Genomic DNA, 16,068 nt, shown 5'->3' on the forward strand with positions numbered 1-16,068 from the left:
TCCATGCAGCATGAACACTGGAAGCGCAACCTTGCGGTTTGCATGATCGGAAGCTTCACGACCATCATTGGCATGACCGTAGTGCTTCCTTTCTTGCCTCTCTATGTCGCCCAGCTCGGAGTGCAAGGACATGCCGAGATCGTGCAATGGTCTGGAATTGCCTTTGGCGCCACGTTTCTCAGTGCGGCACTTGTTGCGCCACTGTGGGGCCGTTTGGCAGATCAGTATGGCCGCAAGCTCATGCTGATCCGCGCGAGTCTTGGCATGACGGTCGCGACGGCACTCATCGGAATGGCTCAGGATGCATGGCAACTGGTGGTATTGCGTCTGTTGACGGGACTGTTGGGAGGCTATGCCTCCGGCTCGATAGCGCTGGTTGCAGCACAGACGCCCAAGGAGCGTTCTGGATGGGCGCTCGGCATGCTGTCCTCGACCATCATGGCCGGCAATCTGGCGGGGCCGCTGCTCGGTGGCGGGTTGCCCGCTCTGATCGGCATTCGCAACACCTTCTTCGCTTCCGCTGCGCTCATCGGTCTCGCGTTCATTGGCACATCTGTCTTGATTCGCGAAGATCATCATCCGCGCAAGCTGGCCGATCGCAAGGAGGTCTCGGCGGCCAAGCTTTCATCCGCGCAGAAGCGAGCTGTGATTGCGATGCTTGCGACGGGTGTATTGCTCATGTTTGCCAACATGTCAATCGAGCCCATCATCACGGTGTACGTGGCGGAGCTGAGCAATGACCAGGGGAGTGTGACGATGATGGCCGGCATCGTGATGTCAGCGACCGCACTCGGGGCCATTTTGTCTGCTGCCTTCTTGGGCAGAGTGGCGGATCGTGCCGGGCACCCCAGGCTCATCGTAAGTTGCCTGGCACTCGCTTCCGCGCTGCTTCTGCCGCAGGCGTTCGTACATGAGACCTGGCAGCTTGTCGTGCTGCGCTTCCTGATGGGGTTGTCGCTCGGCGGGTTGCTCCCTTGCGTGGCGAGTGTGATCCGGCACAGTGTTCCTGAGAGGGCTGTTGGCCAATTCCTGGGCTATTCCACGTCGGCCCAGTATGCCGGCCAAGTGTTGGGCCCTGTCTTGGGAGGCCTTGTCGGTGGACGGATCGGCATGGGGGCTGTTTTCATAGGCAGTGCCCTCCTCATGGGGCTGGGGGCCGTTTTCAACTATCAAACATTCCTCAAGCGCCGGCCGGCATGAGTTCATGCAACCGCGCGCCAGTGTCTCCCGCTCGTCATCCGATGTCTGGAAGCGATTGAGGGGCAACCCCTATTCAACTCAAAAGAAGAAACCCGCCATGGAACTGAAAGCAGTCGAACTGGATGACAAGTACACCCTCAAGAAGGGCCGCATCTTTGTCACCGGCACGCAGGCGCTGGTCCGCCTGCCGTTGACCCAACAGGAAAGAGATCGCCAGCAAGGACACAACACTGCGGGCTACATCAGCGGGTACCGAGGGTCGCCGCTGGGTACCCTGGACGACCAGCTTGGCAAAGCCAGGAAACACCTCCAGGACCACAATGTCGTCTTTGTGCCTGGGGTCAATGAAGACTTGGCGGCGACGGCTGTCTGGGGCTCGCAACAAGCGGAGATCGGCGGCGAAGGCAAGTACGACGGGGTATTCGCGCTTTGGTACGGCAAAGGTCCCGGCGTCGATCGAACTGGCGATGCATTCCGCCACGGCAATCTGGCCGGGACATCCAGGTTCGGAGGTGTTCTGGCGCTCATGGGAGATGACCACACCTGTGAATCTTCAACGACCTGCCATCAGAGCGAGTTCGCGATGGTTGATGCCATGATCCCGGTGCTCAGCCCTGCCGGTGTTCAGGAGATTCTGGACTTTGGCATCCTGGGCTGGAGTTTGTCGCGCTACAGTGGCTGCTGGGTGGGCATGAAGTGCGTGAAAGACACGGTCGAGGCCACGGCCTCCATAGATGTGGACATTAATCGGGTTGAGGTCCGGATTCCTGACGGGTTGCACTTGCCAGCGGACGGCGTCAATATCCGCCAGCCCGACACCCCGCATGCTCAGGAGGCTCGGCTGCATCGCCACAAACTTCGTGCGGTGCGTGCTTTTGCGCGCGCCAACCGTATCGACCGTACGATCATCGGCGGTTCGGACGCCAGGTTGGGCATCATTACGCATGGCAAGAGCTATCTCGATGTGCTGCAAGCGCTCGACACTCTGAATCTGTCGGAGGAGCGCGCCGCTGAGCTTGGTTTGCGTTTGTACAAGGTCGGCATGACGTGGCCACTTGAGCCCGAAGGCGCCTTGGAATTCGCGGCGGGTCTGTCGAAGATCCTTGTCGTCGAGGAAAAGCGAAGTCTTATCGAGTTCCAACTGAAGGAGCAACTTTACGGCCAGCGTGACGGCCCTGTCATCGTCGGAAAATATGATGAGCAAGGTGGCGTTCTTTTTCAATCCGAGATGTCGCTGGATTCGAATCAAGTGGCGATTGCCATCGGCGAGCGCTTGCTGGAGTTGAATGGGAATGAAGCGCTGCGCAAGCGTATCGAGGAGATCCGTTCCTTCCATGCACCGAAAGGGATCGTGGACAGTCTTTCGCGCAGCTTTTACTTCTGCAGCGGTTGCCCCCATAGTTCCTCCACCGTACTTCCCGAGGGAAGCAAGGGTTACGCCGGTATCGGCTGCAGCTGGATGGCGCAATCCATGGACCGTTCCACTACCGGCTACACGCAGATGGGCGCCGAGGGTCTGTCCTGGGTTGGCGAGGCGCCATTTTCACGTCGCAAGCACATGTTCCAGAACATCGGCGACGGGACCTATTTTCATTCGGGTTTGCTGGCCATTCGTGCTGCTGTCTCGGCCAGGACAAATATCACTTACAAGATACTATTCAACGATGCCGTGGCCATGACCGGCGGACAGCGGCATGACGGCCATTTGGACGTGCCAACGATCGCACATCAGGTTCGTGCCGAAGGCGTTGGGCGAATCGCTGTGGTCTCCGATGAGCCCTCGAAGTACAAGGTGGGCACTTTGTGGCCTTCGGGCGTGACGATCCATCATCGCGACGAGATCAACGAAGTCCAACGCGAACTCCGGGAAGTCGAAGGTGCCTCGGTGCTGATCTATGACCAGACCTGCGCAGCGGAAAAGCGCCGCCGCCGAAAGCGGGGGACCTTCCCCGACCCGGCAAAGCGCATCCTGATCAACGATCTGGTATGCGAAGGCTGCGGCGACTGCGGTGTCAAATCGAACTGTGTCTCAGTGCAGCCGCTTGAGACGGAGTTCGGCCGTAAGCGCACGATCGACCAGTCGTCCTGTAATAAGGACTATTCTTGCATCAACGGATTTTGCCCGAGCTTTGTTACCGTTCTCGGGGGCGAGTTGCGCAAGCCTGAACGCATCACGGGTGCCGCGGCTTCGTCGGATCTGGCGGAACCCGTGCTGCCTTCGATCGAGGGCCGGGTGTACAGCATTCTGGTGGCTGGCATGGGGGGTACCGGCGTGGTCACCATCGGCGCGATCCTGGGGATGGCAGCGCATCTTGAAGGCCGTGGCTGCGGACTGCTGGACATGGCGGGATTGGCGCAGAAAGGCGGTTCGGTGTGGAGTCATCTGCGCTTTGCTTCGACGCCCGAGGCCATCAAGACGATTCGTATCGCGTCTGGCGGCGCTGACTTGGTGTTGGGGTGCGACATGATCGTGGCCGGCCACTCGAAAACCCTGGCCGCCACGAGGCTGGGCCTGACCAGGATGGTGGTCAACACGCAGGAGACGATGCCGGGCGATTTCACCCGCCAGGCCGACATGCAGTATCCGGGCCACAGCCTGCGCAGTAACATGACCGGCGCTGTGGGTGACGACGGTGTGGAGTTCGTCGATGCGGGGCGTATTGCAACAGCGCTCACAGGCGATGGCATCGCCGCGAATATGTTCATGCTGGGATTTGCCTATCAGCGCGGTCTCATTCCGATTTCAGCAAAGTCCATTGACGCCGCGATCCTGCTCAACGGTGCGGCGCAGGAGATGAACAAGGCGGCTTTTCTGTGGGGGCGGCACACCGCTGCCGACCCCGGCATGGTCGAACGGTTATTGGCGTCCAAGGGAGCATCCCGAAGAGCAAGCGTATCTCCCGCACCTGTGGAGGATATCGAAAGCGCCATTGAGAACCGCAGGAAATTCCTGACTGAATATCAGGATGCGGCTTATGCGCAGCGCTACATCGGCCTTGTGGCGCGCGTGCGGGAAGCGGAACAGCGGACCTTCGCCGGGCGCACATCACTGACCGAGGCTGTAGCGAAGTACTACTTCAAGCTTCTGGCGATCAAGGACGAGTACGAGGTGGCTCGTCTACACACGACGAGTGGCTTCCTGGAGAACGTATCGCGACAATTCGAAGGTGACTACAAGCTGGTTTTCAGTCTCGCGCCGCCGCTGTTGTCCAGGCGTGATGCTTCGACAGGTCAACTGAGGAAGCGTGAGTTCGGCGCATGGGTCATTCCTGTGTTCCATGTTCTCACCAAGCTTCGTTTTCTTCGGGGTACCGCGTTCGATATGTTCGGCTACACCAATGAACGCCGGATGGAGCGTTCGCTGATCACTCAGTACGAGACGAACGTCGGCATCGCGTTGTCGGTGCTGGAAACAACGAAAGAGCTCTCGCACCATGATTGCGCTGTGGCTCTGGCGTCGCTGCCGGAGCACATCCGCGGTTACGGCCATGTCCGCGAGCGGCATATCGAGCAGACGCGCAAACGCGAGCGAGAGTTGCTCGAGACCCTGCAGCGGCGGGTGATTCCGCTCAAGGCAGCGGCATGACCTCATTGGAAGTTGCACGATGATTCAAAGTCTTGAAGGAAAAACGGCTGTGCTTACAGGCGCGGGATCTGGTTTCGGGCTTGAGTGCGCACGTCTCGCGGCTACGCATGGCATGAAGCTGGTGCTGGTAGATGTGCAGCAGGACGCACTTGACCGTGTGGAGGCCGAATTGACGGCGGTTGGTGCATCCGTACTGGCTCAGAAGGTTGACGTGTCAAACGCTGAGCAAATGGAGGGATTGGCCGCCGCGGTGCACAAGCGCTTTGGTGCTCCTCATTTGCTGTTCAATAATGCAGGAGTCATCTCTGGCGGTCTGGTTTGGGAGAGCAGCGTGCCCGATTGGGAATGGGTGCTGGGCGTCAACCTCTGGGGCGTCATCCACGGCGTGCGCGTGTTCGTGCCGATGATGTTGAACGCTGCCGCGCGAGATGCCTCGTATCGCGGGCACATTGTGAACACTTCCAGTATGGCGGGCCTGCTTGCGCTGCCCAATATGGGTATCTACAACACGACCAAGGCTGCGGTTGTGAACTTCACAGAGACACTCTTTCATGATCTCAATCTAGTGACGGAGCAGATCGGCACAAGCCTGTTGTGTCCTTATTTCGTGCCTACAGGGATTGCGTCCAGCCAGCGCAACCGGCCGGAGCAGTTGCTTGCCAGCAAACCTACTGCGAGCCAAATGATCGGCCAAGCCATGGCTGAAAAGGCAGTCGAAAGCGGAAAAGTCACGGCCTCGGATATCGCAAGAAAAGTATTCGATGCTGTTCATGCCAACCAGTTCTACGTCTTCAGCCATCCGGATGCACTGGGCAGTGTGAGGAGCCGTATGGACGGCATTGTTTCCGGCACGAACCCAGCCGATCCCTTTTTGCGCAGGCCTGACATCGCGCGGCGGTTGCGCGACGAATTGCGCGCGGCGGTCAACTCGATGCCCTAACAGAAGGTTGGTCTTCGTCTTACCGCGACACAAGCGTGGCCTCACTATTGAAGCTCGCTGGGGGCTTTAATAGGAGGTGCTTGGCCCACCCTTACTTTGTCGCTGCCGAGTATCGGACGGTGTTTCCCCAAAGCGCTTGCGGTAGCTCTCGGCAAAGTGACCGAGATGGAAAAACCCATAGCGCGCGGCGATATCCGACACCTGCGGTGCGCGCTCCAAGGCGGTAGGCTGTTGCAGTGCCGCACGCACAGCGTCGAGCCGCAGGTCGCGCAGGAAGCTCATGGGGCTCTTGCCTGTGCACTGAGCAAAGCTTTGCTGCAACGAGCGAGCGCTGACACCCACGTGCGCGCACACATCAACCAACGTGATGGGCTGCTCCAGCTGTCCGCGCATGAACTCCTGCGCACGCTTCACCGCACGCGGCAGGACTACCGGGGCCGCACCAGGGGTAGAAGCCTTCGCCGCAAGAGCAGCCGAGTAGTTGTGTTGCGTGGATAGAAGCAAGTTGGTGAGCAGATGGTTCTCGGCTTGCTCGGCCAGCACCGGGTGGCCCAGCAGAATGGCGTTGGTCTCCGCGGCCGAGCGCAAGTACGCGATGAAGCTGGCCATGCCCATGAGTGCGGGGTGGGCCAGGTCGACTCCCAGGTCGAACACCAGAGGTTGCGGCACAGGCGCCTGCAGCAAGGCCGACAGCCGGTTGTGCAGGGCCTCTCGCTCTATCTTGACGATGAACTGTGGGCTGTCCTCGTGCCAGCGCATCGATAGCGGCTCGGTCGGCGAGGGCAGAGATGCCATGAGCGGGTGCGATTCCAGCGTTTGGCTGCCGCAGCGCACCGTGGCGCCGCCGCGCAACGGGATCTGCAGCAGGTAGAAGCCGCCCAAATGGCCCGGTTCTATGCGCACAGCCGGCCCGTACTGTACGTAGTTCAGGCTGGTATCGCGGTGCAGCGGCACGCTGTGGTGGCAGGCATCAAGCTCCGTGCCGGGATGCAATGTGGCCAGAACATGCGGGCAGAACACGCGGCCCACGAACTCGCGCGCTTCATCCAGGTCGTGGCTGTCGAACAGGCGAAAGCGTTCCAGCGGGAGCCGCTGCGCGTTGCTCTGTAGGGCCATGTCCATGGGCGATGCCTGAAGGGGGTGGGTAAACACTAACCGCGCCTTATCAGGGCGCGAAAACATGCGTTTGCGGGATAAGCCATGCGCATTCGGGATGTGTATGCGCAATTTGCCTTCCTATTCTTGCGCATGCCCCGGTCGATGCGCAAGAGCGTTATCCCGGCATATGGCGCGGCTGTGACGGCGTGTTACCGCTGCTGCAGTGCAGCAAACGGGTGCTGGCCTATCGCCAGGCCCACCACGAACAGGAGACAACATGGCCCAGGGATTTGAAGGAATGCGAGGCAAGAGCGCGATCGTGACTGGCGGCGCTACGCTTATCGGCGCCGGAGTGGTGCGTGCGCTGCACCAGGCTGGGGTGAAGGTCATGGTGGCCGATATCAATACCGAGGGCGGGCAGGCGCTGGCCGATGAGCTGGGGACCGGTGTGGTGTTCCGCCATACCGATATCACCGATGATGCCGAGGTAGCGGCTTGCGTGGCCGAAGCCGCGGAGCGCCATGGCGGGGTCAACTACCTGGTGAACCTGGCCTGCTCCTATCTGGATGACGGCATCGCCTCGCCGCGCGAGGACTGGCTGACTTCGCTCAACGTCAACCTGGTCAGCGCGGTGATGATGCTCAAGGCCGTGCGTCGGCACTTCCAGAAGGCGGGAGGCGGGGCGGTGGTCAACTTCACCAGTATCTCCTCGGGTGTGGCACAGACAGGGCGCTGGCTTTATCCCGTGAGCAAGGCGGCCATGGTGCAGCTTACGCGCAATATGGCCATGGATTTGGCGGGCGAGGGCGTGCGTGTGAACAGCGTCTCCCCAGGCTGGACCTGGTCGGCCATCATGGATCAGTTGACCGGCGGCGATCGCGCCAAGACCGACCGGGTGGCCGCGCCCTTCCACCTTCTGCGCCGCGTGGGGGATCCGGCCGAGGTGGCCAATGTGGTGCTTTTCCTGTGTTCGGATCTGGCCAGCTTCGTGACCGGTGCCGACTATGCCTGTGACGGCGGCTACTCGGCCATGGGGCCAGAGTCCTACGAGCCCGCCATTCCCAAACTCATGTCCTGAAGGAGCTGACATCATGACCAGAACAGTGGGCACTATCGGTGCCGGCTTTGCCGGACTTTCCACCGCCAAGGTATTGCGTGCCTTTGGCTTCGAGGTCACGGTGTTCGAGAAGGAGCCCGACGTGGGCGGGGTATGGGCCGCCTCACGCCGCTACCCAGGCTTGACCACACAGAACCCGCGTACTACCTATGCGCTGTCGGATTTTCCGATGCCAGCGCATTATCCTGAATGGCCTTCGGGCCAGCAGGTGCAGGCCTACCTGAAGTCGTATGCCGAACACTTTGGCCTGGTGCCGCATCTGCGCATGTCCACCACCGTGGAGAGCGCGGTGTTGGATGAGGCCGCCGGCGTCTGGACGGTGAAGGCGCGCAGGGCCGCGGCCGGGCAAGGTGGGGCCTCGTCGGTCGAGGTGCACCGTTTCGACTACCTGGTGGTGTGCAATGGCATCTTCAGCGAACCTGCCGTGCCGCATTACCCGGGCGTGGAGAGCTTCGTGGCCGAAGGCGGGCGGGTGTGCCACACCAGCCAGTTCAACAACGCCAGCGATGCGCGTGGCAAGCACGTGCTGGTGGTGGGCTACGGCAAGTCGTCCTGTGACGTGGCTAATGCCATTGCGGCAGACAGTGCCAGCACCACGGTGCTGGCGCGGCACCTGATCTGGAAAATCCCCAAGAAGTTCATGAACGTGCTGAACTTCAAGTATCTGCTGCTCACGCGCATGGGCGAGGCCTTGTTCAAGTACATCGAACCCAAGGGTTTTGAGAAATTCCTGCATGGTGCGGGTCTGCCAGTGCGCAATTCCATGCTGGGCAGCGTGGAGTCGGTGGTCACCCGTCAGCTGAAGCTGCGCGAGATCGGCCTGCACCCTGGAACGCCGCTCGAAACCATTGCCCGCAGTACCGTGAGCCTGGTCACCGATGGCTTCTACGAAAAAATTGCCGCGGGCACTCTGGGCGTGCGCAAAGGCGTGAGCATCAGCAAGCTCCAACCCGGCCAGGCCGTGTTAAGCAATGGTGAAACGGTGCCAGCGGACATCGTGGTGTGCGGCACCGGCTGGAACCAGCAAGTGCCTTTCTTCGATGCCAGCGTGCTGCAGCGTGTGACTGATCCACAGGGCAACTTCCGCCTGTACCGCTCCATCATGCCCGCGAGCATGCCGCGCCTGGCGTTCAACGGGTATAACTCTTCGTTCTTCAGTCAGCTCAACTGCGAGATCGGTGCCCTATGGTTGGCTAACCATCTGCGCGGCGGCCTGCAGTTACCTGAACCGGGGGAGATGAATGCCCACATCGACCGGCGTTTGGCCTGGATGGAGGAGCGCACAGATGGCAAGCACTCCAAAGGGACTAACATCATCCCGTTTTCGGTGCACAACATCGACGAGCTGCTGCAGGATATGAAGTTGCCGCTGGGTGCGTTCACGCGCTTCAGGCAGTGGCTGGGGCCGGTCAATCCCGCGGATTACGCGGTGGTGACCCGGCAATTGCTGGCGCGCCATGCGGGTGCATCGGCAGCTGTGCCCCAGGCGCAGCAGGCGGCTGCGCATCAGGGTTTTTAGGTATTGGTTTTCCCACAAGAGAAGGATCACGACATGGCAGGACAATGGATCACTCTGGACGCTGCGGACGGCAGTGGCCACTTTCGCGCCTACCTGGCTACCCCGGCGGCAGGCGGTGGCCCGGGGCTGGTGCTGGCGCAGGAAATCTTCGGCGTCAACCAGACCATGCGCGATGTGGCTGACTATTACGCGGAGGAAGGCTACACCGTGCTGGTGCCCGATCTGTTCTGGCGCCAGGAGCCAGGGATTGAGCTGGATGCCGCTACTGACATGCCGCGTGCCTTTGCTCTCTACCAGGGCTTTGACGAGGCCAAGGGCATGGCCGACGTGCAGACCGCCATCACGTCCCTTCGGGCGAGGCCTGAGGTACAAGGACATGGCGGCAAGGTCGGGGTGCTGGGATTCTGCCTGGGCGGCAAACTGGCTTACCTGGCGGCCTGCCGTACCGACGCCGACGTGGTAGTGGGTTACTACGGGGTCGGTATCGAAGCGGCTTTGGCGGAGGCCGCGAATATCCGCTGCCGTCTGGTGCTGCACATTGCGGAGCTCGATGGCTTCTGCCCGCCCCCGGCGCGCGAAGCCATCGTGCAGGCCTTGTCGGGCCGGGAAAGCGTGGAGCTTTATGTGTACCCTGGTGTCGACCATGCTTTTGCGCGCGTGGGCGGCGACCACTTCCACAAACCATCTGCTCTTATGGCGCACCAGCGCAGCGTCACGGCGCTGCGGCGCGAAATGGGGCCGAACTACGATCTGTCAGCCCTGTGGGACAAGCACTGCGAATACGAGTTCGGCACCCGCGACGTGGACGCCACCATGTCCACCATGGTGGCAGAGCCTTACGTGAATCACATTCCCACCATGACGGGCGGAGTGGGCTATCGCCATCTGCATGACTTTTATACGCGCTACTTCGTCAACAGCAACCCGCCCGACACCAGCCTGACCCCGATTTCACGTACGGTGGGCGCCACGCAGGTGGTCGACGAGATGCTCTTCTGCTTTACCCACACCACCGAGATCCCATGGATGCTGCCGGGCGTTGCGCCCACGGGCCGGCGCGTGGAGATCCCGTTGCTGGCCGTGATCAAGTTCCGAGGTGACAAGCTCTACCACGAGCATATCTACTGGGACCAGGCCAGTGTGCTGGTGCAGGTGGGGCTGCTGGATCCGAAGGGGCTGCCCGTGGCGGGGGTGGAGACGGGGCGGAAGCTGCTGGATGAGACGCTTCCTTCCAACGAATTGATTCGGGGCGGCAACTGACTCAGGCTGACGACCTCAATCAAGCTTCACGCCTGACTGCTTGATGAGGCGCTCCCACGCAGGCCGGTCTTTCCGGAACGCTTGCGCAAAGACTTCGGGCGAGCTGTTGTTCAACGGCTCGAACCCCATGCCGGCAATGCGTTGATTGACCTCTGGCAACTGCACGGCCTTGCGCACTTCGTCGGCAATGCGGTTGACGATAGCCGGCGGCGTCTTCGCCGGTGCAGCGATTGCCAACCAGCCGGTGAGGCGATAGGTATCGTCGTTCAAACCCTGTTCGATCAACGTGGGCACCTGGGGCAGGGCGCTCATGCGGCGCTCACCGCTGACGCCGAGGGCGCGCAACTTGCCGGCCTCGATGTGCGGCTTGGCCACCAGGGCGCTCGCGAAAGCCAGCTGGATCTGGCCGCTCAGCAAATCCTGCAGCATGGGGGCCTCGCCTTTGTAGGCCACGTGGCTCATGTCTGCGTTCTGCGCTGTGCTCATGTGCGCTCCTGCCAGATGCGGATAGGCTCCCAGACCATAGGAGCCATACGCCAGTTTGTCCTTGTTGGCTGCGGCGTACTTGAGCAACTCGGGCGCGGTCTTGACGGGCAGGCTGGGATTCACGACCAGCACCAGCGGTGCCATCGCAATCTGGTAGACCGGTGTGAGGTCGCGTTCGGGGTGATAGGGCAGTTTCTCGTAGAGGAACTGGTTGGTCAGCAGGGCGTTCGAGAGCGACAGTGTGAGCGTATAGCCATCAGGGGCTGCCTTGGCCACGGCATCCGTACCGATGATGCCGGCCGCGCCGGGCTTGTTGTCCACGATGACGGGTTGACCCAGGCTGGCGCCGAGCTTCTTACCGATAAGCCGGGCCAGGACGTCTGTGGCGCCACCCGCCTGGAAAGGGACAATCAGCTTGATGGGCCTGGCGGGGTAGTTCTGTGCGAGGGCAGGCAAAGCCATGCTGCAAGCCAGTGCCGAGAGCGCAAGCACGCTGTAGCGGCGTGAAGCAAAGGCGGCGAGGGGCATCAGTGTCTCCTGGTGGTTCAAGAAGCGATGAAGACGCAGGGGGCGGATCAGCTGTTTCACGGTTTGTCTCCTATGGGTTTTCTAGCTCATACGCGGCGGGCTTGGCCCTGCCAGTGCTGGTCACGGAGTTTTCGCTTGGCAATCTTTCCGTTGTCGTCGCGCGGCAAGGGCCCGATCTCGAAGTGCCTCGGCACCTTGAAGGACGACAAGGCGTCCTGTAGCCAATGACGCAGTGCTTCGGTTTTCAGTTGAGCACCGGGTGCGGGCTCGACCACAGCGTACAGCTGTTCACCATACTCCGCATCGGGTACGCCGAAGACCGCGCAGTCGGCCACACCGGGGCAGGTCAGCAGGCGGTGCTCGATCTCGGCGGGGTAGATGTTCACACCGCCGGAAATCACCATATCCGAGGCGCGATCGCACACATAGAGGTAACCATCTTCATCCAGGTAGCCCATGTCGCCCAGGCTGATCAGCCCATCGCGTTCGATGGCGCGGCGCGCGGCCTCGTTGCCGCGGTAGCTGAAGTCCGGATAGGCCGGTTGGCGCACGTGGATCAATCCCACTTCGCCCGCAGGCAACAGATGGCCTGTCTCACTCAGAATACGGACTTGCGCGTCGAGAATGGGCCTTCCGGCGCTGCTAGGCCGCTTGAGGGCTTCAACGGCGTTGATCGCCGTGATCATGCCGGCTTCGCTGGAGGCATAGGTCTCATTTATCACGGGGCCCAGCCAGTTGATCATGGCGCGCTTCACGTCGGGTGCGCAGGGCGCACCGGTAGAGGCTACGAACCGCAGCGAACTCAGGTCATAGCGTTGCCGGACTTCTTCAGGCAGGCGCAACAGCCGCACATACATGATGGGCACGAGATACACCACGTCGATGCGGTGGGCCTCGATGGTGGCCAGGAGCGCTTCGGGGTCGAAGCGGGTGGTGAGTACCAGCCGCTCGGCCAGTTGCAAGGCATTCTGTGCGATCACGCTGGGCGCGCTGTGGTACAGCGGCGCAGGCAGCAGGACACGGCAACCTTCGCGCAGGCCGAAGCTGGCCTCCACCACCGCGCGGATGCGGGCCATGCGCTCGTCGAGTTCAGCCACGGGAATGGGTGCACGCAGGACTCCTTTGGGGCGCCCGGTGGTGCCTGAGGTGTAGGCGATGTGCGCGCGAGGCGATACGCGTGGGCCGCTATAGGGCTCCTGCAGTGCGAGCCAGCTTTCATAGTCTTGCGCGCGCTGGTGTTTGCTCTGGCCTACTGCGAGCAACGGAAGCTCAGCTGGCATGACCGAGGCCACTGCATCCAGCAGGTCGCCGTGCGCGATCAGCGCGCGGGCGCCACTGTCTTCGACGAGAAATCGCACTTCCTCGGCAGTGAAATGCCAATTGATGGGGCAGTAGGCAATGCCTGCTTCACGGCCGGCATGGATCGCATCGATGCAAGGCAAGTCATTGCGAAGCAACACCGCCACTACATCCCCCTCGCGCAAGCCCAACCGATATAACCCGCCTGCCAGGCGCAGGCCACGCTCAGCCTGTGTCGCTGCGTCGATGCTTCGCGTATCCAGGATCAGTGTGGCGCTGTTCATGCTGCGGGTTTTGGATGGTTGATGGATTGGTTGGGTACTTTATCGTTGCCAAGAATCAATACAAACTAGAGAATTTGACTCAATCTGTTTCCAGTGAGTTGACAATTAATCAAGCATCATGGACTTGAACCTGATTCGCACCCTGGTGGAGATCGTCGATGCGGGTAATCTCAGCGAGGCCGCGCGGCGCCGCAATGTCACCCGCTCGCAGATCAGCAAGGAGCTCAAGAGCCTGGAGCGCCAGATTGGCGCCACGCTACTGAGGCGAACCACACGGCGGCTGGCGCCCACCGATGCAGGGCTGGCCTTGCATGAACACGGTCTGCGCATGTTGGCCGAGGTGGACGCGGCGCGCGCCAGCATCGATAGCCTGGGCCGCACCGCGCGGGGCCACGTGCGTTTGAGCGTACCCACGGGCTTGGGGGAGTTGCGGCTGGCGAGCGGCCTTCTTGAGTTTCAGGAGCGTCATCCGGAAATCTCGTTGCGAGTGCTTTTTTCCAACCGGGTTTTCGACCTGATCGCGGCCGAGATCGACGTGGCTGTGCGGGTCACTTCCGAGCCCCCGCTCGATCAGGTGGCGCGCCGCTTGCGCAAGGTGAGCTGGGGGCTCTATGCGGCGCCGGGCTATCTCCAGGGGCGCCCTCCTGTGCAAGACCCTGAAGACCTTCATCAGCATCGCATCCTGTGCACGCCTGGTCCGGAGCCCTTGTTCAAGCTGCTGATTCAGTGGGGCAGCGACAGGCGTGAGGTGCGCTTGAAACCTCACCTGCGTTGCGAGCATTTCCCGTTTCTGTACAACGCCATGCGGGCGCATGCGGGTATCGCATTGCTGCCCGACTATGCGGTGGGTGAGGATTTGAGAGCCGGGCTTGCCGTGCAAGTACTCCCGTCTTGGCAGGCGCAGGGCCTGGGTGATGCGCTATATGTACTCACCATGCCCGACCGCCATCCTTCGCATGCGGTGCGGGTGCTGATCGATTACCTCTACGAAACCTTGGGTGAAGCGTAGTCTGCTGAGGGAAAAAAACAGTAGTTTCAGTGGTACTTAAGATCTCTTTTCCAGGCAATTGGTGTTTATTTGTACCTTTGCGCCGGGAAGCTTTTGTGCAAATTAACCACTCTTCAATCGTCCTGCGGGCCCTGAGTTGAGGCTGACGGCCAATCTCGCCGGCAGGTGCGAAACACGGCGGCACAGAGTGAGAGCGCCATGATTTTCCAGTGGTTTGAAGCCATATGACCGCTCGTATGCCCTTGGGGCCGGCTGGGCGGGTAGCGTCGGTGGTGTGCCTCAGATCCCATCTGATGGCCCCTAGATTTTTTACATATGCAGTTCCAAGCCTTTCTAGACTGCCTGCGAGAAGCCGGAGTGGTTCTGGGTTGGCCCAGTTCTGGTTTGACCATCAAGCAGGAGAAACGGTAGTGACTGCGAATCCAATTCCACGTCTTCAAGGCGACCTCGGTAGCGCCGAATCTGCTTCGAGCTGGCGTGCGTATTGCAGCCAGTTCGGGCAGTTGTTGCAATTCGATCTGCTGCCGGCCCGCTACCGTGGTGCGACGGAGGCGCTCTGCTTTGTTCGTTATGAGGCCGAGCACGCCGCACGCCGGCTGATGCAGGCCGCAGGCGCCGTGCAGCACGGCGGACAATTGGTGTTTGTGGTCAACGCCACGATGGGCCCCCATGGCGAAACCGTTCGCGCTGCGCCCGTGAACTGACTTTTCAGCTTGCCAGCTAAGCCAAGCGGTCTTTGCTGGCTGGTGGTGCGATCCGCAGACTTCATACCGCGGGAAGCCGCATGCCCAGATCCCGGCGATTGACCTCGTAGAACAATCCTCTCAGCCACCGGCTCGCAGGATCGTTCAGCATCCGCCGATGCCAGAACTGCTGCACCTGCAGTTGTGGCGGGCGGAAAGGCAACTGTATCTCGCGTAGCGGAATGTGCCGGCCGACGGCCGTCACGATGTCCTGCGGTACCGTGGCGATCAGGTCGGTACCAGGCAGCAGCGCCAGCAGGCTCATGAAGTGCGACAGTTCCAGCGTCACGTGGCGCTGCCATCCCTTGTCGTCCAGGAACTTGTCCAGCAGATGCTCGCGCCCATCCGGGCGAACTACCACGTGGCGCGCGGTCAGGTACTGTTTGAGTGTCATGCGTTCACCTACCGTGGTGTTGTGCGCGCAAGTGACGCACTCGTAGGTATTGGTGAACAGCGCTTGCTGGAAGTAGCCCGCTTTCTGCAAATCTGGAAAGAAGCCGACGGCCAGGTCGGCTTCGCCTTTTTCCAGGGCATCTCCTGCCACCGAACGCGGACGGGATACCGCGCGCAGCTGTACTCCCGGGGCCTCATGCTGAAGGCGCCTCAGCACGCCGGGCAGGAAGGCGACCTCGCCAATATCCGGCGTGAGGATGGTGAAGCTGCGCTGTGCCTGCGCGGGGTCGAACTCGGGAGGCTGAAGGATTTCTGACTGGATCGTCTGTACGACTCGGTGCACTACAGGGGCCAGCTGCAAGGCACGAGGCGTGGGCTCCATCGTGGACGCGGTGCGCACGAAGAGCGCGTCGTCGAATGTGGCGCGTAACCGGGCAAGGGCTCCGCTGGTGGCCGACTGGCTCAGGCCAATGGCTTCGGCGGTCTTGTTCACGCTGCGTGTCTTCATCAGCGTATCGAACAGGATGAGCAGGTTCAGGTCGAGTGAATGAATATCCATGAAACCGATTTTATGGATCTGTGAAATCGTCTGTACAGAGTTGATCG

General features: G+C 61.1%; 12 protein-coding genes. 8 read left to right on the forward strand and 4 right to left on the reverse strand.

The window, feature by feature from the left end; genetic code table 11:
• Positions 1–3 precede the first annotated feature (3 nt).
• The 3 genes from WJU18_RS04445 to WJU18_RS04455 all read left to right on the forward strand — a co-directional run bounded on the left by WJU18_RS04445 (position 4) and on the right by WJU18_RS04455 (position 5,726).
• Positions 4–1,200 carry an MFS transporter gene (locus WJU18_RS04445; RefSeq protein WP_423458934.1) on the forward strand — a complete coding sequence of 399 codons (1,197 nt, stop codon included), beginning with the start codon at positions 4–6 and terminating at the stop codon, positions 1,198–1,200.
• 97 nt (positions 1,201–1,297) lie between these two features.
• Complete coding sequence (locus WJU18_RS04450; RefSeq protein WP_423458935.1) at positions 1,298–4,786, forward strand: indolepyruvate ferredoxin oxidoreductase family protein; 3,489 nt, start codon at positions 1,298–1,300, stop codon at positions 4,784–4,786.
• Positions 4,787–4,805: 19 nt separating this feature from the next.
• Positions 4,806–5,726, forward strand: coding sequence for an SDR family oxidoreductase (locus WJU18_RS04455; protein ID WP_423458936.1), 921 nt, complete (start codon positions 4,806–4,808; stop codon positions 5,724–5,726).
• Positions 5,727–5,792: 66 nt separating this feature from the next.
• On the opposite strand, the gene WJU18_RS04460 is transcribed toward WJU18_RS04455, so the two are convergent.
• Entirely contained in the window at positions 5,793–6,848 is a 1,056-nt protein-coding gene (locus WJU18_RS04460) for an AraC family transcriptional regulator (protein WP_423458937.1), read from the reverse strand.
• Between the two features lie 253 nt (positions 6,849–7,101).
• On the opposite strand from WJU18_RS04460, the gene WJU18_RS04465 reads away from it, so the two are divergent.
• Genes WJU18_RS04465 through WJU18_RS04475 form a run of 3 tightly spaced genes read left to right on the forward strand, consistent with a single transcriptional unit; the run spans position 7,102 to position 10,720 of the window.
• On the forward strand, positions 7,102–7,902 hold the full coding sequence (locus WJU18_RS04465) for an SDR family oxidoreductase (RefSeq protein WP_423458938.1): 801 nt from the start codon (positions 7,102–7,104) through the stop codon (positions 7,900–7,902).
• Between the two features lie 13 nt (positions 7,903–7,915).
• Positions 7,916–9,460, forward strand: coding sequence for a flavin-containing monooxygenase (locus WJU18_RS04470; protein ID WP_423458939.1), 1,545 nt, complete (start codon positions 7,916–7,918; stop codon positions 9,458–9,460).
• Positions 9,461–9,493: 33 nt separating this feature from the next.
• Positions 9,494–10,720 (forward strand): dienelactone hydrolase family protein, encoded by a 1,227-nt coding sequence (locus WJU18_RS04475; RefSeq protein ID WP_423458940.1) that lies wholly within the window; start codon positions 9,494–9,496, stop codon positions 10,718–10,720.
• Between the two features lie 15 nt (positions 10,721–10,735).
• On the opposite strand, the gene WJU18_RS04480 is transcribed toward WJU18_RS04475, so the two are convergent.
• Positions 10,736–11,734: a Bug family tripartite tricarboxylate transporter substrate binding protein gene (locus WJU18_RS04480; protein ID WP_423460933.1), complete on the reverse strand. Its 999-nt coding sequence runs from the start codon at positions 11,732–11,734 to the stop codon at positions 10,736–10,738.
• Positions 11,735–11,820: 86 nt separating this feature from the next.
• Positions 11,821–13,317 carry an AMP-binding protein gene (locus tag WJU18_RS04485; RefSeq protein ID WP_423458941.1) on the reverse strand — a complete coding sequence of 499 codons (1,497 nt, stop codon included), beginning with the start codon at positions 13,315–13,317 and terminating at the stop codon, positions 11,821–11,823.
• Positions 13,318–13,435: 118 nt separating this feature from the next.
• Here WJU18_RS04485 and WJU18_RS04490 point away from each other — a divergent pair, with 118 nt between their 5' ends.
• Positions 13,436–14,326, forward strand: a complete 891-nt coding sequence (locus WJU18_RS04490; RefSeq protein ID WP_423458942.1) for a LysR substrate-binding domain-containing protein — start codon at positions 13,436–13,438, stop codon at positions 14,324–14,326.
• Between the two features lie 410 nt (positions 14,327–14,736).
• On the forward strand, positions 14,737–15,030 hold the full coding sequence (locus WJU18_RS04495) for a hypothetical protein (RefSeq protein WP_423458943.1): 294 nt from the start codon (positions 14,737–14,739) through the stop codon (positions 15,028–15,030).
• A 61-nt stretch (positions 15,031–15,091) separates the two neighbouring features.
• Here WJU18_RS04495 and WJU18_RS04500 read toward each other — a convergent pair whose 3' ends face one another.
• Entirely contained in the window at positions 15,092–16,021 is a 930-nt protein-coding gene (locus WJU18_RS04500; RefSeq protein WP_423458944.1) for a LysR family transcriptional regulator, read from the reverse strand.
• Positions 16,022–16,068 lie beyond the last annotated feature (47 nt).

The sequence above is a fragment of the Ottowia sp. VDI28 genome, assembly GCF_049532675.1.
Taxonomy (GTDB): domain Bacteria; phylum Pseudomonadota; class Gammaproteobacteria; order Burkholderiales; family Burkholderiaceae_C; genus Ottowia.